Source organism: Cytobacillus gottheilii (assembly GCF_018582665.1).
Lineage (GTDB): Bacteria > Bacillota > Bacilli > Bacillales > Cytobacillaceae > Cytobacillus > Cytobacillus gottheilii.
The window spans coordinates 294,729-315,094 of the sequence record NZ_CP071709.1 but is presented as its reverse complement, the minus strand read 5'-3'; the positions used below and the strand labels follow the sequence as shown (position 1 = coordinate 315,094).

The following is a 20,366-nucleotide window of genomic DNA, read 5'->3' as shown; positions in this document are numbered from 1 at the left end:
CCTGTGCGGGCAAGGTTAAAAATTAAGCTTTGTGCCAGAAGGGTCTTTTACAGTATATTGTCCATTCACTTCAGCTACTGCTGCTCCAAGCATTTTTAGCCTCTTAACAGCAGCTTTCCGTTCCTCTTCATTCGGGAATACGAGTGTAAAAGATTCCATTCCGGCATGATCTTCACGCGGAGCTGGAGCTCCAATCCCATTCCAAGTATTTAACCCGATATGATGATGATATTCACCTGTCGAAATGAAAAGTGCCTGCCCTCCATAAGTACAAACCGTTTCAAATCCAAGACCTTCCAAATAAAACTCTTTGGTCTTATGGAATTCAGAGACGTGCAGATGAATATGCCCCATGATCGTTCCAGCAGGCAGACCGCTCCAAGATGCTCCATCCCATTCTGATAAAACACCTTCTACATCCATGGCATTTGTTGCCATGACAACCTCTCCATCTTTCCACTCCCAGCCTTCTGATGAACGATCACGATAAATTTCAATTCCATTTCCATCTGGATCAGCTAAGTAAAGGGCTTCACTGACTAGATGATCAGATGCCCCTTGCAGCGGATAACCCGTACTGATTAAATGACGAATAACGGCTGCCAGGTCTCTGCGCTCTGGAAGAAGGAGTGCAAAGTGATACAAACCTGTTGTTCTGTTTTGCTTTGGGAAAATGGTGGTTGGCTGAGTTAATGTAATAAGCCCTGTCTTGCCATCAGCAGACAAACTAACGGTTTGCTCCGATTTCTCTATAACTTTTAAACCTAGAATGTCCTGATAGAATGCCAGTGATCTTTGCAAATCCTGAACCTTTAATTGAACTTGGCTAACATAGACATGTGGAGCCTCGTGAAATTTCATATTATTTTCTCCTTTACATTCACTTACTTTATGTAAGTAATTATATTTTTGAAATTAACCAATGTCAATATGCAGGCTCTTAAAACGTTTCCTATGTGATAAAAATAACTTTGACTGCTTTAAGTACAATCACATATTTTTCATGTTCTATTGCCTTTAATACGCAATTTATGTTTTCTCTGCCGTTATAGTTTTTAATGTAAGCGTTTTACAAACAGTGCTAAAACGTTCACATCATTTTGGAAATCATTGCATTAAAATATAGGTATATGTGATGTACTTCACAGCATTTCACTTATTACCGGAGGTTTTCCGATATGTCTTTTTATAAACCAGATGAAATTGCAAGTTATTCAGTTGATATGGGTGTGAAAAAAGCAGATTACCCCATTATAAAAACACTGATTTTGGGATTTCAAGCTGGCGCATTCATCGCGCTGGGCTATCTGCTTTATATTCGTGTGACTGCACCATTAGCCGGCGAACTAGCTGGAATCAGCTCATTTTTGGGTGCCGCTCTCTTTCCAATTGGTCTGATCCTAACATTAATTGCCGGCGGTGAGCTGCTCACCGGAAATATGATGGTTCTTCCTCTCGCTAATATGGCAAAGAAAGTATCGCTCGCTTCTGTTGCAAAGAACTGGGGACTAGTAACTGTCAGCAATTTCGCTGGCGCATTGTTCGTGGCTTACTTTTTCGGTCATATTGCCGGGCTGACCGAGAGCGGCGTATTTCTTGAAAAAACGGTTAGCATTGCTGAACATAAAGTAGAGGCTGAGTTCCTGCCTGCTTTTATCTCCGGAATCGGCTGCAACTGGCTAGTGGCGGCTGCCGTTTGGCTATCTTATGGCGCCAAAGACACAACAGGTAAAATACTTGGAATCTGGTTTCCGACCATGGCCTTTGTTGCGATTGGATTCCAGCATGTCGTTGCTAACATGTTTGTCATTCCAGCTGCCATTTTTGCCGGACACCTTTCATGGGCAATCTATATCGAAAATTTCATCCCTGTTTATTTAGGCAATGCAGTTGGCGGTTCAATCTTTATCGGCTTTGCGTATTGGATGGCCTATAAATCAAAAAGAGAGCCTTTGCAGGTTCGTCATACAGAGAGAATCAAACAGCATGATGCTTCATGAATCATTTGCTTAGTTAGAGTCAGCAGAAGAATAACATCTTCCTTTTATTAAGAGCCGGTTCCCGAATAAAAGTGGAATCGGCTTTTAAATTGCCTATACCTTCTTTAAATTGACACAAACGAAGAAGAATTGATTCACAAGGAGCATCAAGAACCGTCCCCCTCGTTCGGTAAATACGTTATAATGGGTGGTAATAATGAATGTTAGTGAAGGGAAAGACAGCGATGAGAAAAAGGATCGGATTGTTTGCGGTTGTTTTGTTATCCTGTTTCTTTGCAGCAGCTTGTTCCGGGAATCAACAAGGCAGTGATCAAGAGCAGGCAGAAGCAGAGTTGACGATTTCGGCAGCCGCCAGCCTACAAAATGCTTTAAATGACGTGAAAACAGAATTTGAGAAGGACCATTCTGCTATTACGGTCACTTTTAATTTTGGCGGCTCAGGTTCACTACAGCAGCAAATTTCTCAAGGTGCACCAGCAGACCTGTTTTTTTCTGCAGCAATGGACAAGTACCAGATACTTGCTGATGAGGGACTGATTGAAAAGGGAAAAAACCTGATTGGCAATGATTTAGCACTGATCGTTTCTAAAGATGCTGCCTCTAATGTCAACAGGTTCGAGGATATCATGTCATTAGATACGATATCAATTGGTACTCCTGAATCGGTGCCCGCCGGCAACTATGCGCAGGAGGCTTTAACAAATATGGGCATATGGGACAAAATAGAAGGAAATATTATCTACGCAAAGGATGTTCGGCAAGTCCTAACCTATGTGGAATCAGGGAATGTAGATGCTGGGATTGTGTATCGTACTGACGCGTCTATTTCTGAAGATGTTGCAGTAATTGCTTCTGCTCCTAAAGGCACACACGAAGATATCATATATCCTGTTGGCATTTTAAAAGAATCGGATCATCAAGAGGAAGCTAAATTATTCTATGACTATCTCCAAAGCGAGAAAGCCATGGCGATTTTTAAAAAATATGGATTTAAAGGTTTGAATTAATATGTCTATCGATTTTTGGTCACCAGTCAGGCTATCCATTGAAATTGCTGCCGTTTCCAGTGTGATTGTTATCATCTTAGGGACGATATTTGCAAAGGTTTTAGCCCGAAAAAGATTTAAAGGTCAGATTGTCATCGAAACTCTTTTTCTATTGCCGCTTGTTCTTCCTCCAACTGTCATCGGCTTTTTACTGATCTTGTTTTTCGGGCGAAATAGTCCGGCAGGGCAATTTATTGAGTTTTTGTTTGATCAGCCTCTTATTTTCACATGGTGGGCTGCGGTGATCTCCGCGGTTGTGGTTTCGTTTCCTCTTATGTATCAATCAGCTAAAGCTGGATTTGAAGGGATTGATTCTGATATTGAGGGAGCTGCAAGAGTAGATGGAGCTGGTGAATTCCGTCTTTTCTTTAATGTTTCCGTTCCCCTTGCCAGTAAAGCGCTTATGACAGGTGCGATATTAAGTTTTGCCAGAGCTCTGGGTGAATTTGGGGCAACACTTATGTTTGCAGGAAATATCCCCGGAAAAACACAGACGACATCGACAGCCATCTACTTAGCGATTGATGCGGGCAATATGAAAACGGCTTATCTTTGGGTCGCCTGCATGGTTGGACTGTCATTTATCATGCTTTTGTTTATTCACCTGTTAAAAAAAGAACATGTCTGACCCCTCTAATAGTGATCAGACATGTTCTTTTTAATGCTATCATCTGCAGCAGATTTTATTTTACAAAAATTTATTTATGGGAAGGAAGCAGGATTGTAACAGAAGTTCCACAGCCTTCTTTGCTTTTCACCGTCATTTCCCCGCTGTTCTCTTTCATAAGCTTAAAACAGATTGTAAGGCCAATGCCCGTACCCTTTTCCTTGCTCGTATAGTAAGGCTCACCAATTCTGGACAGCCTTTGTTTATTGATTCCTTCCCCATTATCAATAATCCGAATCCGCACTTTTCCATCCCGTTCATCCATGATCATTTTAATTTTGCCGCCTTTAGAGATTGCCTCCAGGCTATTCTTTAAAATATTGATGATGACTTGTTTAAAATGAGATTTATCTATTTTAATATAACAATCTTGTTTGAGCCGGTCATCAATATAGATGTTTTTATTTTGCTCCAAAGCAAGAGCGTGGAAAAGCATATGGATGCTGCGGATTTCATCTCTGACATATACTTCAATCTCCCCAGCTTGTCCCTGTTCCCGAGCCTCAGGCTTGCTTAAAATTAGCAATTCCTTTAACACTTCATTAATACGATCAATCTCATCCAGAAGAATATTTTCATAATTCGAGTCAGAATTATTTTCCTTTATTAATTGAATAAAACCTCTTATCGTCGTTAATGGATTGCGAATTTCATGGGCTACGCTAGCGGCCATTTCTCCTATAACTTTTAATTTTTCTGATGATAATAATACTTGTTCATGACGTTTCTGTTCGGTAATATCAATTCCAAAGTAGATCTGATAGATTTCTGTTTTACTTTGCTGAAGCTCTCTTGTGCCCCAGCTTATATACCTGATTCTCCCTTTTGCATCCATATGTTTACTAGGCTGTTCAGGATTTGAATCCAGTATTTCTTTAACCTCTGGAAAATCTGAAAACTTAAACCCTATTAAATCGTTCACTTTAAAGCTGAAAAGTTCGCAGAAAGAGTCATTCACTTTAACAATGTTATTTTTCCCGCTCGTAACAAGCAAATAATTAGGATTAATATTCATAATCGCTTCCAGCAAATCACTTTGGCGGATCAGTTCTTTGTTCATTGAATGAATTTTAGAAGATTGCATTTGAAAGAAACCGAAAAATAAAATGATCGCCGCAATAATCGAATTAAAACTGGAGAAAAACAAAGGAAAAAATGAAAAACCACTCATAATTCCATTAAACAAAATAAACATAGCCGCTATCATCAATTTTAAATAAAAACTTCTATAGACTTTAATCTTTATTTGCAGCGATAGGATTGAAAGCAGTGAAGTATTAATAAATATAAAGAAAGTATTGATAATAAACAAACTATTTAAAGGTCCATACACGGGCATCCAATGCGAAGGGGAGATCCCTTCAGCATGAACCAAGTTATATGTTTCAATGCCGGCTTCTGTAAAATTAAAGAGATAAACAATTGTACTAAATCCAATCATTATATATAAGATGAATTTATTACATAAACCCTTCATATGACTTAAGGAGGGTGTTTCTTGGACAAGATGATAACAGAAATAATACATCATTGGCATGAGGAAGATCGATCCGCCTCTAAGAATACGAAAAAGTAGATCAATGGTTTCTAACGATAATACACCGTTCGCATACAGTATCGAAACATCCATTTGCCAGGAAGAAAGCAGAAAGAGAAACACAGCCATCGCAATCGTTATATGTGTTTTGGGTGTAAAAAGTACGGCAATGGAAATGATTAATGGAATGGCTGAAACAAGTAAAAGTAAGATAAACTCCACTATACTCCTCCTTTCAGTAATATGTGCGCCTTGGTACGCTTTCTAAATTTGGCTTCAGGTTAAGATCATTCTATTCTACTATGTTAGTGACATAAATCGGGGAATCACCCCCTATTTTAATCATTTTTTTACATAAGGGCATAGGCTAGTTGATGCCATATATACCAATAATCTGTTAAAAACTATATCACTGAACTATTAAGAGTGCAATCTGCCGTCTTTAGTATGGGAAACACAATTATTTTCACAATTAATTTGAACATGCTAACATAGAATGAAGAAACCATATTATATATAGGAGGGTTTAATAAGATGGCAAAATACGCTGGATATATTGGTACATATACAAAAGGGGAGAGCAAAGGAATATATAAATTCACCCTGGATACTGAATTAAAGAAGCTAGACAATATTGAAGCAGCAGCTGAATTAGGCAATCCAACTTACTTATCGATCTCAGAAGATAACAGGCACTTGTATTCTGTGATTAAGGATAACGAAGATGGCGGGGTAGCTGCTTATTCAATAGATGAGAATGACCTCAGCTTACAACTTATAAACAGCCAAACTTCTGCAGGTTCACCTCCTTGTCATGTGAGCATTGATGAAGCTTTAAACCTTGTTCTGACAGCAAACTACCATAAAGGAACAGTTGAATCTTACTTAACAAATAACGACGGATCCCTTCAGCCTGTAAGCTCTATTATGGAGCATAAAGGTTCTGGCCCTGACAGCAGACAAGAGAAGGCACATACCCATTACGCAGGGATGACACCTGACGGAAAATATGCAGCAGCAGTAGACCTTGGTACAGATGAACTTATCACCTATGAGGTACAAGAAGGGAAATTATCAAAGAAGTCCGTCTTCACATTCACACCTGGAAGCGGTCCGCGACATCTTGTCTTCCATGCGAATGGCAAAATTGCTTATGTGATGACCGAATTTAGTTCTGAGGTTGTTGTGCTAAGCTATAATGCTGAAGATGGTTCTTTTACACAGCTGCAAGCCATTAAAACGATTCCTCAAGGTTTTACGGAGAACAATCAAGGCAGTGCGATCCATTTGTCCTCTGACACCCGCTTCGTATACGCGGCCAATCGAGGCCATGACAGTATTGCTGTCTTTGCGATTGATGAAAATACAAATACATTAACGTTTGTTGAACATACTTCTACAAACGGAGAATGGCCGCGTGACTTTGTTCTCGACCCAAGCGAAAAATTCGTTGTTGCCAGCAATCAAAATTCCAGCAGCCTTTCCCTTTACAGCCGGGATGCTGAAACTGGAAAGCTTACTCTTCTTCAAAAAGATGTTGCAGTACCTGATCCTGTTTGTGTGAAGTTTTTGCATGTAAAATAATGATCCCCACAAGACACCTTTATTCGGTGTCTTTTTTTGATGGAACTTCGGTTCTTTCATAAACGGACATGCATATATTTTATATAGATAAGAAAAAAGGGGGACATCTACATTGAAACGTTTAATGCCGCTGCTCGGGGCTGCCGCAATCATATTGATCATCGCTTACTATGAAACTGCTTATTCCATAGAGGATGGAGCATTTAATGAGCAATATGATTATCCGCAAATACCTGTTGTTAATGAGAGCTCTGAAGAAGACGATGTCACTGTCTCTGCTAATGAAGACAGCCATCCATTGGCCGGATTAACTCCTGAGATCGAATTAAAATATGAAAGTGAAACAATTGAAGATGGGTATTTAGTTGAAACTCATCGGCAATACGAAGTGTATCGAGATCATAACAACCAAATCATTCAAAGTGTTCCCACCTCTCATTATGAATATATAAGATATAGAATTGAATAACAGGACATTTTCTCATGTATGAGTCTATTGACAAATAATATCCATTCCCGTATTGTTAAATTAATTAAAAACGGAAGGGTGAACCTGCTGACATGAAGTTATAATCCTATTTTTCGAAAACACGTTTATAAGGCTATTGGATACACTGGGCATATTTATGCTCTCTTCTGTCCTGCCTTTAAAACAACGTTTTCAGAATAGGATTGGCTTGATTCGGCAAACGTTAGAAAAAAGGGAGCAGTCTCTTTTTTGGCGTACACCTGTGCCTCCTATTCTGAATCCGGATAGGAGGCTTTTTTGTCTCCTCCAGTATGAAGGAATGGGGATGATTGAATGAAATTGCTTGAAGCAAATCATTTAAAGGTTTTTATAAAAGATCGGTTAATTATTGATGTTGAACACTTGCAGCTTCACAGCAAAGACAGGATCGGCATTGTTGGCAAAAACGGAAGCGGGAAAACTACTTTACTAGAGGTATTAGCAGAAAAACGCAAACCAGACAGCGGGGATATCCATTTGTTTTCCTCTCCTGTTCTTCTGCCGCAAATCAAAAAAACAGATACAACCAAAAGCGGCGGCGAAGTAACACAGGAATATATTAAAGAAGCCATGCTGCAGAATCCTGAACTTTTATTAGCTGATGAACCGACAACAAATTTGGATACATCACACGTCGAATGGCTGGAAAAATTACTGCGTCATTGGCAGGGAGCTTTTATCATCGTCTCACATGACCGCGCCTTCCTAGACGCCCTTTGCACAACAATTTGGGAAGTAAGCGATGGAAGGGTAAAAGAATATAAAGGGAACTACTCTGACTATGTACAGCAGAAAGAGCTGGAAAGACTTGAGCACGAACGTGATTATGAGAAATATATACAAAAAAAGCGCCAGCTTGAAAATGCTTTAGAGGAAAAAATGAAGCGTGCGGACAGAGCAACGAAAAAACCCAAAAATGTGAGTCTCTCTGAAGCGAGCATTACAGGAGCCAAGCCCTATTTCGCCAAGAAGCAGAAAAAGATGCAGAAAACGGCAAAGTCCATTGAAACACGACTGGATAAGCTCGAAACAGTAGAAAAATTAAAGGAGCAGACACCGATTAAAATGGTTCTTCCTAATGAGCGTTCTTTTAAAAATAAAATCATTATCCGTGCCGAAAACATTGAAGGAGCATTCGAATCACGTAAGCTCTGGTCGAAAAAATCCTTTCATATTAAGGGCGGAGATAAAGTCGCTATAATTGGAGCGAACGGTGCAGGAAAAACGACACTCTTGAAGAAATTGGTTCATGGCAGTGATGGAATTACCGTGTCTCCTTCAGCTAAACTCGGATATTTTAGTCAAAACCTGGATGTGCTTGATTTAAACCAATCCATTCTGGAAAACGTCAAGTCGACCTCTGTTCAAGATGAATCATTTGTGCGCACGGTTTTAGCTCGCCTTCACTTTTACAGTGAAGATGTTTATAAATTAGCCGGCGTGCTGAGCGGCGGAGAACGTGTAAAGGTTGCATTGGCCAAATCGTTTGTCAGTAACATGAATACATTTATTTTAGATGAACCGACCAACTATCTAGATATTGATGCCGTTGAAGCGCTTGAGACACTTTTAGCTGAGTTTGAAGGCACTGTTATTTTTGTCTCGCATGACCGCAGATTTATTTCTAAAGTGGCACAAAGAATATTTGAACTAAAGGATGGCAGCCTTTTAATCTATGACGGTCATTATGACAGCTATAAAAATGACACACCAAAGAATTCACGTGACACATCCGAAGATCAGCTGCTCGTCCTAGGAACAAAAATATCTGAAATATTATCTCGCCTCAGCATAGAACCATCACCTGAGCTTGATGCAGAATTTCAAAAGCTTTTAAGAGAAAAAAGAGAATTGGAAAATAAAAAGAAATGATAAAAAGAAGCAGCCAATCTTTCGGCTGCTTTTTCATTTATCTTTCCGATTAGCCAATCATTCTCACATATTGCCGTTTATTCTCATCATGAATAACTACTCCCAGTTCAGCTAAATCCTTTCGAAGCACTTTTGCCTCTTCTGCTTCCTCCTCCTGCATTGCTCTCTCCCTAGCGGACAGCAGCGCATTGACATCCTGCGGAAACTGCGGATGGTTAGCTACCCAGCGCTGATACCTGCTCGCGAATGGATCGTGGTCTTTCCATGGATACAGATGTTGTCTAAACACTTTTGAAACCCATTCTTTTTTTGACTCTGACTGTTCCCGAAAGATTTCCTTTCCTTTATGACTTAAAATGACAAGATCCTTTCCATCCATATAAATGGCTGAAATCATATCCCTGTCAATCTGTTTCACAACCTTATGGATACATAGCTTCACTTTGGCATCTGTAACATTGATTTTTAACGTTTCATTAAACACATATACTATAAAAATGATCCCCGCAAGTATACCTAGAAGCGCTGCTGCCGCTGAAACCCACCTGCCTTCCAAAGAGGCCACCCAGTCCAGCACCGCTCCAAAAGGCATGATGGGAATTCTTGCTGTCCAGTCAGCAATAACAGGAATAAACCAGCCAACGAGCGCACCAATAACTGGCGGGATAATGATCAGAAACGTTTTATCTACAGCAGATAATCCCAATTCTGTTTCGTATTTCACAAAATTCTCTCCTTTACTATAATGTGAGATATAAACAAGCAGCCGATTCAGCAGCTGCTTATTATGAGCTATTTTATTCTTCAAATGATAGATTCACTGGTTCATCCTGCATTTGTCCCTGTATTTCAAGATTCGTGCTCGCAACACTCTCGTCAACTTCCTGAAATGAAAATTGATCGGCCCATACTTGCCCCTGCCCTGATAATATAATGCCAAAAGCGATAACTGCACTGTTTTCTGGAACATCTAAGACGATGGAGTATCGGCTCCAATTGGTTGAACCTGTAATAGGGCGATTGCTCATATTATCGAATTGAAGCATGTCTGAAGTATGATCATCCACACGCATCCACATACTGGCGAAGCTTTTTACATTTTCCGTTTTAATAAAACAAGATAAGCGAATCCGCTTTCCGATATAACGATCTGCTTTAAATTGCTGCATCATGGTCGCAAACTGGGCATCATCCAGTACCGTTTTTGATTTTAAGTAGCCAGATGCCTTGCCTTGATGGAAAACTTTATGATCAACACCCATTTCATAGCTGAATGGATCGGAACCACTGATAAACCAGCCTTTTAATTGATTTTCTTCCATAGAAGACTCCTCCTTGTTTTTCACCATATCTCTCATCAATTTTCTATATTGTCCAGGCGGCAATTGATACATCTTTTTGAATGCTCTCGTAAATGCTTCCTGTGATTCAAATTGATAATAAAAGGCAATGTCTATAATTCTTTCATCTGAATACAATAATGCTGCTGATGCATTCGCTAATCTGCGCTGCCTGATGTATTCGGTCATCGACATTTTAACGCTGCTTTGAAAAATTCGATGAAAGTGAAACTTTGAAAAACCTGCTTCCTCTGCTATATCATCCATCGTAATCGGTTCATGCAGATGCTCTTCAATATAGGCAATGACTTTTTTTACAACCCATTCATAATCCACAATCTCTCCCGCCTCCCTCATAAACTAGCTTATCTCATTCTGCTTTCTGAATTTTGATTTTTATTGCGAAGTTTATCAGATTGCTTACTTTTTCAGCTATTATCTACTGAATTTAAATTTTGAGAATGGCTGCTTTAAAATTTACTTCTTCTAATTTCATGATATAGTAGTAAAAATATCATGTGATGGAACATAACATATTCTTAAGACAAGCTCAGGAGGTATAAGTCTGCAGCTTGTTACCTATTGCAAACTTTTTCCAGGCTCATTTGCGGAATGTCTGCTCTGACTGTTTATATCCATTTCATCATACATTTCTAACCTTAAGCAAAAGTAAGTTCCGCCTTAACTCAGGCTTAATTTTTTTGTAAAACACATTTTCGATAATCATTCATTTAGAAGGAGGATTTACTTATATGGACCGTATTCAAAGGAGAATTGCCGTTGCCGGTGGAAGAGAGCCTGCTGATCTAGTCATCAAAAATGCGCGGATTGTAAATGTATTTAGCGGAGAGATTATCTCAGGAGATGTAGCCATTGCTGATGGCATTTTCGCAGGGGTTGGCGGAGAATATCAGGCAAAGAACATCTTAGATGCACAAAATAAGTACCTCAGCCCTTCCTTTATTGATGGTCACGTACATATAGAGTCGTCCATGGTCACACCGATTGAATTCGCCAAAATCCAGCTTTTGCACGGAGTAACAAGTGTCATTTGCGATCCTCATGAAATCGCGAATGTTTCCGGAAAAGCAGGAATTCAATTTATGCTCGACGCTGCCATGAATATCCCTTTTGACTGCCACTTTATGCTGCCTTCCTGCGTGCCAGCAACTCCATTTGAACATTCAGGTGCAGAGCTCTCCGCAGAGGATTTGCTTCCTTTTTATGATCATCCAAAAGTGCTGGGACTGGCAGAAGTCATGAATTACCCAGGTGTATTCAATACAGATGAAGGGTTAATGAAAAAAATCACCGATGCCCATCACCTTCATCGCAAAATAGACGGACATGCAGCTGGGTTAACGGGAAACCAGCTTGATGTATATATGGCAGCTGGAATTACAACCGATCATGAATGTACAACAGCAGATGAAGCTCTCGAGAGGCTTCGCAAAGGAATGTATATCATGATTCGTGAGGGAACTGCAGCGAAAGAACTGAAAGAGGTTATTAAGGCTGTTAATACCCGCAATTCAAGGCGCTTTCTATTCGTAACGGATGATAGACATTTGGACGATGTAATCACAGAAGGCGGAATTGACCATCTTGTTCGGATGGCGATCGAAGAAGGCATTGATCCAGTTACAGCCATTCAAATGGCATCTTTAAATAGTGCTGAATGCTTTGGCCTTGAAGGCTACGGAGCCATTGCAGCCGGCTATAAAGCTGATTTTATTCTGACAGATAACCTGACAGAACTGCCGATTTCAGCTGTCTACAAAGACGGTATTTGTGTTGCTGCTCAAGGAGAGCTTGTCAATTTCCCAGACGGAAACAAACTTCCTGCACCACAAGCATTATTAGATTCTGTGAAACTGCCGGCTTTAACACTAGACGATCTTCAAATCAAACTTGATGGCCCTTTGGCAAATGTTATTGAAATTATTCCTAACAGCATTATTACGAAGCACTTGATCACTGAGGTTGACACAAATTCTTCATTGTTTGTTCCATCTGTAAAAGAAGACCTTTTAAAGCTAGCTGTTATTGAAAGACATCATCAAACTGGTAATATTGGTCTTGGAATTATCAAGGGACTCTGTTTAGAAAAAGGAGCCATTGCAACAACGGTCAGCCATGACTCCCATAATGTAATGGTTGCAGGCACCTCTGACGAAGACATGCTTTTAGCATCTAAAGTCATTAGCGAAATGCAGGGCGGCTTAACTGTCGTATGTGATGGAGAAGTATTAGCAAAACTTGAACTGCCGATTTCAGGATTGCTGTCCCAGGGAACGTATGAAGAGGTAAATGAAAAACTTCTGAAGATCAACAGCGCCCTTAAAGAGATTAGCGGACAGCAGCATTTCAACCCGTTCCTGACGTTAAGCTTTCTTGCTCTGCCTGTCATACCTGAGATTAAGCTGACCGACAAAGGCTTGTTCGATGTTCGCTCGTTTCAGCATCTTTCCGTTTCAGCCCGGAGTGCAGAATAAATTTTCTGCTGAAGAATAAAGGGATATCCAGTCTCTCCTTGATGGAGAATTGGATATCCCTTTTGTTTTGTAGGCACTGAACCAGGAGAATCATCCCCTTTGTTATGTCGGAAGCGGTTCGACATGTACATGCACATCATATACTTCAAATTCATCGATCAGTTTGTTTTCAACAGTAGTAGATATATCATGGGCATGCCCAATGTCGAGATGGGATTTAACAAATATGACAATATCAACGACCGTATTATTTCCATAGTTTCTGGCTCGAATATTCTTAACAGCCTCAACACCATTAACTTGCATGATTAATTCTTTATATTCTTTTACCTCGTTTTCATCGAACCCATCTGTAAGCTGATGTGAAGCATCTCTGAAAATCTCCCATGCTGTTCTGCAAATAAGGAAACCGACTATAAAAGCAGTGACCGGGTCCAGCCATGCCAGACCAAATTGTGCGCCAATAATGCCGACAGCTGTTCCAATGCTGACCCATGCATCTGAAATATTATCTTTTGATGCCGCCAGGACAGCTTGGCTATCAATTTCTCCAGCCAGCTTTTTATTGTATCGATAAACAAAGTACATAACAGCAGCACTGAAAATTCCTGTCCATGCAGCAATCATATCTGGCGTTTCGTTTTTTCCCTCTAATAAGGAATTTCCCGCGCCAATCAGCACCTGTAATCCGACCGTTATCATAATAAAGGAAGCTGTTAAGGAGGCAACATTTTCAGCCTTCCAATGACCATAGGCATGATTTTTATCAGCAGGCTTCCTTGAAATTCTCAATCCAATAAGAACGGCTACGGAAGCAATGATATCAGTTGCGTTATTGAGTCCATCTGCTTTTAATGCTTCAGAACCAGAAATAATCCCGACAATTAGTTTGAGAGAAGATAGGCAAATATAAGCGGCTATACTGATCATTGCCCCTCTTTCTCCCCTTTTTAAATTTTGGTACTTCCTTTCATTCATGATTTATTCCTCCAATCGAAATGCAATTATTGGCATAGCAGAAGGTAGTTAGTGGCGTCTAAGGCCCCCTTTTACCTTCTTTTACGAATGTAAGGAAAGGAAAAGTAGTTCAGTATTTTTGGCTTGTTCCTTTATTATGTTATGAAAGAAAAGTTAAAATTGCTTGACCATCTTTTTGCTTTCCATAAGAAAATATTATTTCCATAGATGTTATTTTTACACCTCTTCTTTCCAAGCTTTTTTCAGTGTTTTTCTAAAAATGGCATTAAAATCCTCCGTATAATTGCCAGGGTTTGCTGTTCTCTTTTTTGCTTCAGTCAGCAAACGCGAAAGCTCTTGTTTCGCATAATCACTAAATAATGAAAGCTTGTTCTCAAACCCTTCCTGATCTCTGGCAAGTAATTTTCTCCCTATTTGATTCAGATCATCCCCTAGATTAAGCTCCTGTAATTGGAGCTGGACATTCAGAGGCGGAAAGGTTTGCTTTTCTTCAATCCACTTCGCAGCGAGCAGCGGTCTAAGTATATTGATCCAATTTTTCAGATGAAAGTCTGTTCTGTTTACAGCGTTCTTCAAATTTCCTTCTGCCATTTTTATATAATGAAAGAGACATGTCTGAGGAGACAAAATGGTATTTGTACACTCTCTCATCTCATCTGCAGTCCCAAATTTTTCAACGTAAACAGTCGGTGAATGCAGCCATTCCAAGAAGGATGGGTTTGATTTCCGCAGCATCTTTAGCGCTTTTGTCAGATCCCAGCCAACAAAATCCAGCAGATGATGGGGTGTCTCCTCCATAACATCCCGCTTCTCACCAATCCCTATCGGATCTATGCTCAAGTAGTAATCTGGATGATGTATATAAACAAACCGGACATCATAATCACTGTTTGAACCTGAATACCCCCATACTCGGCTGCCGGATTCGCATGCATAGATAATCTTCACAAAATTATCTTCTTCAATCTTATTTAAATATCTTATTATTTCACTTCGCATTTCGGTTCTCCATTTTCGTAAATTATATCTTCTACTTACTACAAGATTTTTCTTTTTATCAATTAAATCTCCCTATTTTCGTTTATATTTATAATATAAACATAAATGGGAAGGGCGATGTATATGTACGAGCTGAAAACGAAAGAGACGGATCACAGCGTAATTGAGTTTATTGAAAGTGTTGAAAGTGAGAAGAAGAAACAAGATGCTTATGAACTGCTCGATATCTTTACAGAAACGACTGGGTATGAAGCAAAAATGTGGGGAACAAGCATAATCGGATTTGGTTCTTATCATTATAAATATGCTACCGGACATGAAGGAGATGCAGCACTTGTCGGCTTTTCACCGCGCAAAGCAAAAATCAGCTTATACTTTGCTCCTGGCGAGACAGAGAGAGATGAGTTATTGAAGAAGTTTGGCAAACATACAACAGGCAAAGCATGTGTTTATATTAATAAGCTGAACGATGTTGACCGTGAAGTTTTGAAAGAATTGATTGTGGCATCTATAAAATGTCTTAGAGAACGTTATCCAAATTAATATATAAAAGCAGAAATGAGTGATCAGAGCTCATTTCTGCTTTTTTCATTTGAAAGACAGCTGGCCAAAGCTTTAATAAGGAAAAATAATGGTCGATAAATACACAACGATAGACACTGAAAATCCGCTCAATAGGGTGGTGATTAATACGGTTTGAGCAGCCACATCCGGGTTCACATCATATTCCAGTGCTAAGGTAGCACTATTTCTTGAGGTCGGCAAGGCGCTGGCAACGAGCAATGACTGGGCAATGACCCCATCGATCCCAAGCAGAAAAATAATGCCCATAGCCACTGCAGGAGATATGATTAAACGTGTAAAACAAGTGATGATGACCGCTATATTTACAGACTTAACTTTTATATTGGCAAGTTGTGCACCAAGTATAATTAAAGCGATTGCCATAAAGCCATCCGCCAGATATTGAATAGGTGTAAGGAGGAAAGAAGGCGGGTTTACCTCAAACCCATTAAGGAGAGCTCCCAATAGGGCAGCATATATTAACGGAAGCTTCAAAAATGTTTTGATAATATTCCAGCCGGATTTTGTCGCTGCAATGAGGTTATAAAGTCCGTATGTATAGGTCATAAGGTTTTGAAAAAGAAGAACAATGATTTGAATGGAGGTACCGACTGGGTTGGCGGAGAAAAGCATTTGACTGACAGGCAGTCCATAGTTGCCTGAATTCATTAAACTAATGCCATTCTTCAAGATGGCAGCATCATTTCTTTCAAGCTTCAAAGCACGGCTCCACCCTATGCCAATCAGCATCATTGTCAGTGTAAACAGGAAAAGATACAGAGCGACCTCTACTAGAAGCTGCATGTTAAAGTCGGTTTGATAAATATTCATAAAAATAGCTGCAGGCATCAATCCATACGTCATTAAATGACTTAATGATTTTAAATCAAAATTGAATTTCCTCTGTAAAAATAAACCTAATAGCAAAAGCAATAAAATGGGAGCAATAATATTCAAAAAAATTTCTGCCATAACCATCACCGGAGCACCACCATTCAGTTATTTACCTCTGCAGTATATTCCTCCAGTAAATACTTGTAAAATATGAATTTATTATGATGTAATATTAGAATTGCTTATGAAGTGGTTTCCTGCTTGTCCATCATCTACACTTTTATTCAACAAGCTAAAAAAATCCATACCAGTTTCCCAGTATGGATTAATACTTAATTTACCTCAACCACTGTATTCGTCTCGGCCGCTTTTATTATCGCCAGTATAACCTGCAGAGATAATAAGCCATCTTCTCCTGTGACGGGTACATGTTCATCATGCTGCAGACTTTCCAGAAAAGCATCAATGACACCGCTGGCACTCTGATTCTCATTTGTCTGTATCCCTTCGATCTCGTACCTTATCTTTTCTCCTGCATGAGAAATCATTTCCAGTTGATAGTCTGGATCATGGTAGATTTTCAGGATTCCCTTTTCACAGTATAAAATAGTGCTGTTATCCTCTTCTCCGTAATAAGTCCAAGAAAAAGATCCTGTACCGATAACACCCTTCCTCGTTTTCAGTGAGCAGACAATATTATCACAAACTTCAATCGGTTTGTCAGATTCGTCTTTTTTATGAAGAGCACCCATGAATGAACTCACATCTGTAATTTGATCGTCCAGCAAATAATGAATAAGATCGATCTTATGGACGCCAAGATCACCCGCCACTCCTAATCCGGATCGATCCTTTTTAAAGAACCAAGTGGAATTGGTTTTATTGATTCCCCAGCTTTCAGGACCGCCATGCCCAAAGGTAGTTCGGAATGTTAATACTTTTCCAAGTTTCCCGCTGCTGATAATCTCCTTTGCCTCTTGATGTGCTTTTGTAAATCGCTGATTATGAGCAATCATCAGTTTTTTCCCTGTCTCGTCTCTTGTACGTATCATTTTTCTTGCTTCATTCACTTCTAGAGACAGGGGCTTTTCGCACAATACATGCTTTCCGCTTAAAAGGGCGCTTACCGTGTCTTTCTCATGATTTTCATTTGAGGAGCATACACTAATTGCTTCAACCCTTGGGTCTTCCAGCAGATCCTCTAATGAATAGGCTGCTCTGCCGTTAAACTGTTTTGCTAACGCTTCCGCTCTTTCTGGATTTCGATCATAAAAAACAATTTCATTCACATATGGATTAGCACCATATTCAGGTGCATGCCGATTTTTTGCAATGGATCCGCAGCCAATAATCCCAACGTTGATTCCCATTCAGCATTCCTCCTATTCTCTCTTTTGAAATACAACCGCCACAATAATAATCGCTCCTTTTACAAACCCTTGCAGGTGAGGAGAGACATTCATTAGGTTCATCATATTATTTAAGATACCTAATATTAAAACCCCAAAGAAAGTACCGATGACTTTCCCGCGGCCACCCGTCATTCTTGTTCCCCCAATAATAACTGCCGCAATAGCGTCAAGCTCATATTGCATGCCAGAGCTTGAGGATGAAATAGAATTCAAACGTGATGTTTCAATGATTGCTGCAACACTCACAAGCAATCCAGCAAGACTATATACAGCGATTTTCACCCGATCTACTCTTATAGCTGAAAGCAGTGCCGCTTTTTCATTGCTTCCAAGCGCGTAAACATGACGACCAAAGCTTGTTTTATGCATAAGCATATATACCAATACGGCCATTAAAATAAAGATAATAATTGGTACATCAATAACCCATAGTTCAGTATTGGCAATTGCCGTGAAGCCTGATACTTCACCTGAGATACTCCCGCCTTCAGCAATGTATAAAGCAATCGACCTGGCTCCAGCCATCATCCCGAGCGTTGCAATAAAGGAGGCAATCTTCCCTTTCGCAACTAATAATCCATTCAATAGACCAATAATGACGCCCGAGGCTAAAGCAGTCAATATTCCAACTAGTATACTGCCACTGGCATTCAGCGCAAGGACTGTAAGAACGCCAACTAAAGCAAGAACCGATCCTACCGATAAATCAATTCCGCCGGACAGCATAACCACTGTCATACCGAGAGCAACAATTCCAATAATAGAAACCTGCATTAGTATATTCAGCTGATTATTAATATCTAAGAATCTTGGATTCACAATGGCAGCTAAAATAAAAATAATGACAAAAGCAATAATAACGCTATATTCTGACCAAATCCATGTAAGACGTGATTTTGCACTTCCCATGGCAGATCCTTGATTTGCGGGTTCTTTTAATTCTGGATTAGCCAATCTGTTCATCCTCCCTTTTTGCTCCTGTAGCATAGCTCATGATCATATCCTCTGTGGCTCTATTACCATTAAATGAGGATACGATTTCTCCTTGATACATAACATATATGCGCTGGCAGAGCCTAAGAATCTCAGGTGCTTCTGAGGATAAAATGATGATCGCTTTCCCCATCGCTGCTAACGCTAGAATTTGCTCATAGATCTCCTGCTTTGCTCCAACATCAATACCCTGTGTAGGATTATCGAAAATGAGGATATCAGGGTCTGCCTCCAGCCACTTTGCCAGCATTACCTTTTGCTGATTTCCTCCGCTAAGTTTATCGATCGTGATATTCGGATCATGAACTTTAATATTCAGTAAATCCTTATAATGTCTGAATCGCTTTCTCTCAAGGCTTTGATCCAGCAGTCCATTTCTATTAAACTTGGATAATGATGAAAGACTCATATTATGAATAACACTTAAATCTTTGATTATGGCATTCTCTTTTCGGTTTTTTGGAACAAAACCAATTTTCGCTTTGACAGCTTTTTGCGGATGATCTATTTTTAACACATGGCCGCGAACCTTAATTTGACCCGTGTATTTTTTTCGATAGCCAAAAATACTTTCAAACAGCTCTGTTCTTCCATCTCCAGCAAGACCCGTAAATCCTACTACTTCTCCGGCTTTTACGGAAAAATTTATATTTTTGTATAACCCTTCACTGCTTAAGTTATTTACCTCTAACAGAACAGCTTCCTGACTTTCCTTGTGTTCAAACCGTTCATTCGAGATCGCCTTCCCTACCATTAGCTTTGTAATTTGATCCAGTTTAAACTCCTTTACAATTCCTGCTCCTGCAAGCTCTCCATCACGCAGCACCGTAAAACGATCACAGATCTCTTCAATCTCTTTAAGCTTATGGGAAATGTAAATGATGGAAACGCCAGTCTCCTTTAGATTTCGAATAAAAGTGAATAGCCGCTCTACCTCATGATCAGCAAGTGAGGAGGTTGGTTCGTCCATGATAATCAGTTCTGATTTATGAAGTAATGATTTCGCTATTTCAATAAATTGCTTATAAGAATTATCGAGTTCCCAGACATAGTTTTTCGGATGAATTTCCACTCCAAGCCGCCCTAAAATATCGGCAGTCTGCCTGCACATTTCCTCAACATTTAGAAAGCCAAATTTATTTTTAATCTCTGTTCCTAAAAATAAATTTTCATAAACCATTAAATCAGGGACAACATTTAACTCTTGATGGATAAAGCTGACTCCGTTTGCTTTTGATTCACGCGGATCGGACATTTTCACATCGCGTCCTTCTATTGTAATGCTTCCAGAATTAGGCTGATGAACTCCTCCTAATATATTCATAAGCGTTGATTTGCCGGCCCCATTTTCTCCAAGCAGTGCATGAACCTCGCCTTTTTGAACCTGAAGTGAAACACCTTTAAGCACCTTGACTCCATTAAAAGATTTTTTAATATTTCTCATTTCTAAGTAGACTTTATTCTCCATTTTCTCACCCCTTCACTTTGACAATAGGCAAAGCAGCGGAAGGAAACGTTTTTACATTTCCTTCCTCAT

At 39.6% G+C, this 20,366-nt stretch carries 18 protein-coding genes; 8 read left to right on the top strand and 10 right to left on the bottom strand.

Annotated features, from left to right (window positions below; translation table 11 throughout):
* Positions 1–15: 15 nt before the first annotated feature.
* Complete coding sequence (locus J1899_RS01685) at positions 16–861, bottom strand: VOC family protein (protein WP_214477106.1); 846 nt, start codon at positions 859–861, stop codon at positions 16–18.
* Positions 862–1,178: 317 nt separating this feature from the next.
* Between J1899_RS01685 and J1899_RS01680 the strand changes: the two genes are divergently transcribed.
* The 3 genes from J1899_RS01680 to modB all read left to right on the top strand — a co-directional run bounded on the left by J1899_RS01680 (position 1,179) and on the right by modB (position 3,674).
* Complete coding sequence (locus tag J1899_RS01680) at positions 1,179–2,000, top strand: formate/nitrite transporter family protein (RefSeq protein WP_214477104.1); 822 nt, start codon at positions 1,179–1,181, stop codon at positions 1,998–2,000.
* A 224-nt stretch (positions 2,001–2,224) separates the two neighbouring features.
* Positions 2,225–3,007: a molybdate ABC transporter substrate-binding protein gene (gene modA, locus J1899_RS01675; protein WP_214478720.1), complete on the top strand. Its 783-nt coding sequence runs from the start codon at positions 2,225–2,227 to the stop codon at positions 3,005–3,007.
* Between the two features lies 1 nt (position 3,008).
* Positions 3,009–3,674 carry a molybdate ABC transporter permease subunit gene (gene modB, locus J1899_RS01670; protein ID WP_214477102.1) on the top strand — a complete coding sequence of 222 codons (666 nt, stop codon included), beginning with the start codon at positions 3,009–3,011 and terminating at the stop codon, positions 3,672–3,674.
* Positions 3,675–3,744: 70 nt separating this feature from the next.
* Here modB and J1899_RS01665 read toward each other — a convergent pair whose 3' ends face one another.
* Positions 3,745–5,472, bottom strand: coding sequence for an ATP-binding protein (locus J1899_RS01665; RefSeq protein WP_214477100.1), 1,728 nt, complete (start codon positions 5,470–5,472; stop codon positions 3,745–3,747).
* A 312-nt stretch (positions 5,473–5,784) separates the two neighbouring features.
* On the opposite strand from J1899_RS01665, the gene J1899_RS01660 reads away from it, so the two are divergent.
* The 3 genes from J1899_RS01660 (at position 5,785) to J1899_RS01650 (ending at position 9,214) form a co-directional block, all read left to right on the top strand.
* Positions 5,785–6,834, top strand: coding sequence for a lactonase family protein (locus tag J1899_RS01660; RefSeq protein ID WP_214477098.1), 1,050 nt, complete (start codon positions 5,785–5,787; stop codon positions 6,832–6,834).
* A 112-nt stretch (positions 6,835–6,946) separates the two neighbouring features.
* Positions 6,947–7,303 (top strand): hypothetical protein, encoded by a 357-nt coding sequence (locus tag J1899_RS01655; protein WP_214477096.1) that lies wholly within the window; start codon positions 6,947–6,949, stop codon positions 7,301–7,303.
* Positions 7,304–7,636: 333 nt separating this feature from the next.
* Positions 7,637–9,214, top strand: a complete 1,578-nt coding sequence (locus J1899_RS01650; protein WP_214477095.1) for a Vga family ABC-F type ribosomal protection protein — start codon at positions 7,637–7,639, stop codon at positions 9,212–9,214.
* 49 nt (positions 9,215–9,263) lie between these two features.
* Here J1899_RS01650 and J1899_RS01645 read toward each other — a convergent pair whose 3' ends face one another.
* On the bottom strand, positions 9,264–9,938 hold the full coding sequence (locus J1899_RS01645; protein WP_214477092.1) for a YqeB family protein: 675 nt from the start codon (positions 9,936–9,938) through the stop codon (positions 9,264–9,266).
* Positions 9,939–10,011: 73 nt separating this feature from the next.
* A complete protein-coding gene (locus J1899_RS01640) occupies positions 10,012–10,890 on the bottom strand; it encodes a helix-turn-helix transcriptional regulator (protein ID WP_214477090.1) in 879 nt (292 codons plus the stop codon).
* A 416-nt stretch (positions 10,891–11,306) separates the two neighbouring features.
* On the opposite strand from J1899_RS01640, the gene ade reads away from it, so the two are divergent.
* Positions 11,307–13,049, top strand: coding sequence for an adenine deaminase (gene ade / locus J1899_RS01635; protein ID WP_214477088.1), 1,743 nt, complete (start codon positions 11,307–11,309; stop codon positions 13,047–13,049).
* 102 nt (positions 13,050–13,151) lie between these two features.
* On the opposite strand, the gene J1899_RS01630 is transcribed toward ade, so the two are convergent.
* Both J1899_RS01630 and J1899_RS01625 read right to left on the bottom strand, forming a co-directional pair.
* Entirely contained in the window at positions 13,152–14,027 is an 876-nt protein-coding gene (locus J1899_RS01630; protein ID WP_214477086.1) for a cation diffusion facilitator family transporter, read from the bottom strand.
* A gap of 216 nt (positions 14,028–14,243) precedes the next feature.
* Positions 14,244–15,026 carry a nucleotidyltransferase domain-containing protein gene (locus J1899_RS01625; RefSeq protein WP_214477084.1) on the bottom strand — a complete coding sequence of 261 codons (783 nt, stop codon included), beginning with the start codon at positions 15,024–15,026 and terminating at the stop codon, positions 14,244–14,246.
* Positions 15,027–15,149: 123 nt separating this feature from the next.
* Between J1899_RS01625 and J1899_RS01620 the strand changes: the two genes are divergently transcribed.
* Positions 15,150–15,569: a DUF1801 domain-containing protein gene (locus J1899_RS01620; RefSeq protein WP_214477083.1), complete on the top strand. Its 420-nt coding sequence runs from the start codon at positions 15,150–15,152 to the stop codon at positions 15,567–15,569.
* 72 nt (positions 15,570–15,641) lie between these two features.
* On the opposite strand, the gene J1899_RS01615 is transcribed toward J1899_RS01620, so the two are convergent.
* The 4 genes from J1899_RS01615 to J1899_RS01600 form a co-directional block, all read right to left on the bottom strand.
* A complete protein-coding gene (locus tag J1899_RS01615; protein WP_246586556.1) occupies positions 15,642–16,571 on the bottom strand; it encodes an AEC family transporter in 930 nt (309 codons plus the stop codon).
* Positions 16,572–16,756: 185 nt separating this feature from the next.
* Entirely contained in the window at positions 16,757–17,794 is a 1,038-nt protein-coding gene (locus J1899_RS01610) for a Gfo/Idh/MocA family protein (RefSeq protein ID WP_214477081.1), read from the bottom strand.
* Between the two features lie 12 nt (positions 17,795–17,806).
* Positions 17,807–18,790: an ABC transporter permease gene (locus tag J1899_RS01605; RefSeq protein ID WP_240056682.1), complete on the bottom strand. Its 984-nt coding sequence runs from the start codon at positions 18,788–18,790 to the stop codon at positions 17,807–17,809.
* Complete coding sequence (locus tag J1899_RS01600) at positions 18,783–20,297, bottom strand: sugar ABC transporter ATP-binding protein (RefSeq protein ID WP_214477079.1); 1,515 nt, start codon at positions 20,295–20,297, stop codon at positions 18,783–18,785. Before J1899_RS01600 ends, J1899_RS01605 begins: the two co-directional genes overlap by 8 nt.
* Between the last annotated feature and the right edge of the window lie 69 nt (positions 20,298–20,366).

Excerpts from the sequence above, each read along its gene's own strand:
- J1899_RS01685 (WP_214477106.1), bottom strand. The coding sequence starts at position 861 with ATGAAATTTCACGAGGCTCCACATGTCTATGTTAGCCAAGTTCAATTA.
- J1899_RS01680 (WP_214477104.1), top strand. The coding sequence starts at position 1,179 with ATGTCTTTTTATAAACCAGATGAAATTGCAAGTTATTCAGTTGATATG.
- modA (WP_214478720.1), top strand. The coding sequence starts at position 2,225 with ATGAGAAAAAGGATCGGATTGTTTGCGGTTGTTTTGTTATCCTGTTTC.
- modB (WP_214477102.1), top strand. The coding sequence starts at position 3,009 with ATGTCTATCGATTTTTGGTCACCAGTCAGGCTATCCATTGAAATTGCT.
- J1899_RS01660 (WP_214477098.1), top strand. The coding sequence starts at position 5,785 with ATGGCAAAATACGCTGGATATATTGGTACATATACAAAAGGGGAGAGC.
- J1899_RS01650 (WP_214477095.1), top strand. The coding sequence starts at position 7,637 with ATGAAATTGCTTGAAGCAAATCATTTAAAGGTTTTTATAAAAGATCGG.
- ade (WP_214477088.1), top strand. The coding sequence starts at position 11,307 with ATGGACCGTATTCAAAGGAGAATTGCCGTTGCCGGTGGAAGAGAGCCT.
- J1899_RS01630 (WP_214477086.1), bottom strand. The coding sequence starts at position 14,027 with ATGAATGAAAGGAAGTACCAAAATTTAAAAAGGGGAGAAAGAGGGGCA.
- J1899_RS01625 (WP_214477084.1), bottom strand. The coding sequence starts at position 15,026 with ATGCGAAGTGAAATAATAAGATATTTAAATAAGATTGAAGAAGATAAT.
- J1899_RS01620 (WP_214477083.1), top strand. The coding sequence starts at position 15,150 with ATGTACGAGCTGAAAACGAAAGAGACGGATCACAGCGTAATTGAGTTT.
- J1899_RS01610 (WP_214477081.1), bottom strand. The coding sequence starts at position 17,794 with ATGGGAATCAACGTTGGGATTATTGGCTGCGGATCCATTGCAAAAAAT.
- J1899_RS01600 (WP_214477079.1), bottom strand. The coding sequence starts at position 20,297 with ATGGAGAATAAAGTCTACTTAGAAATGAGAAATATTAAAAAATCTTTT.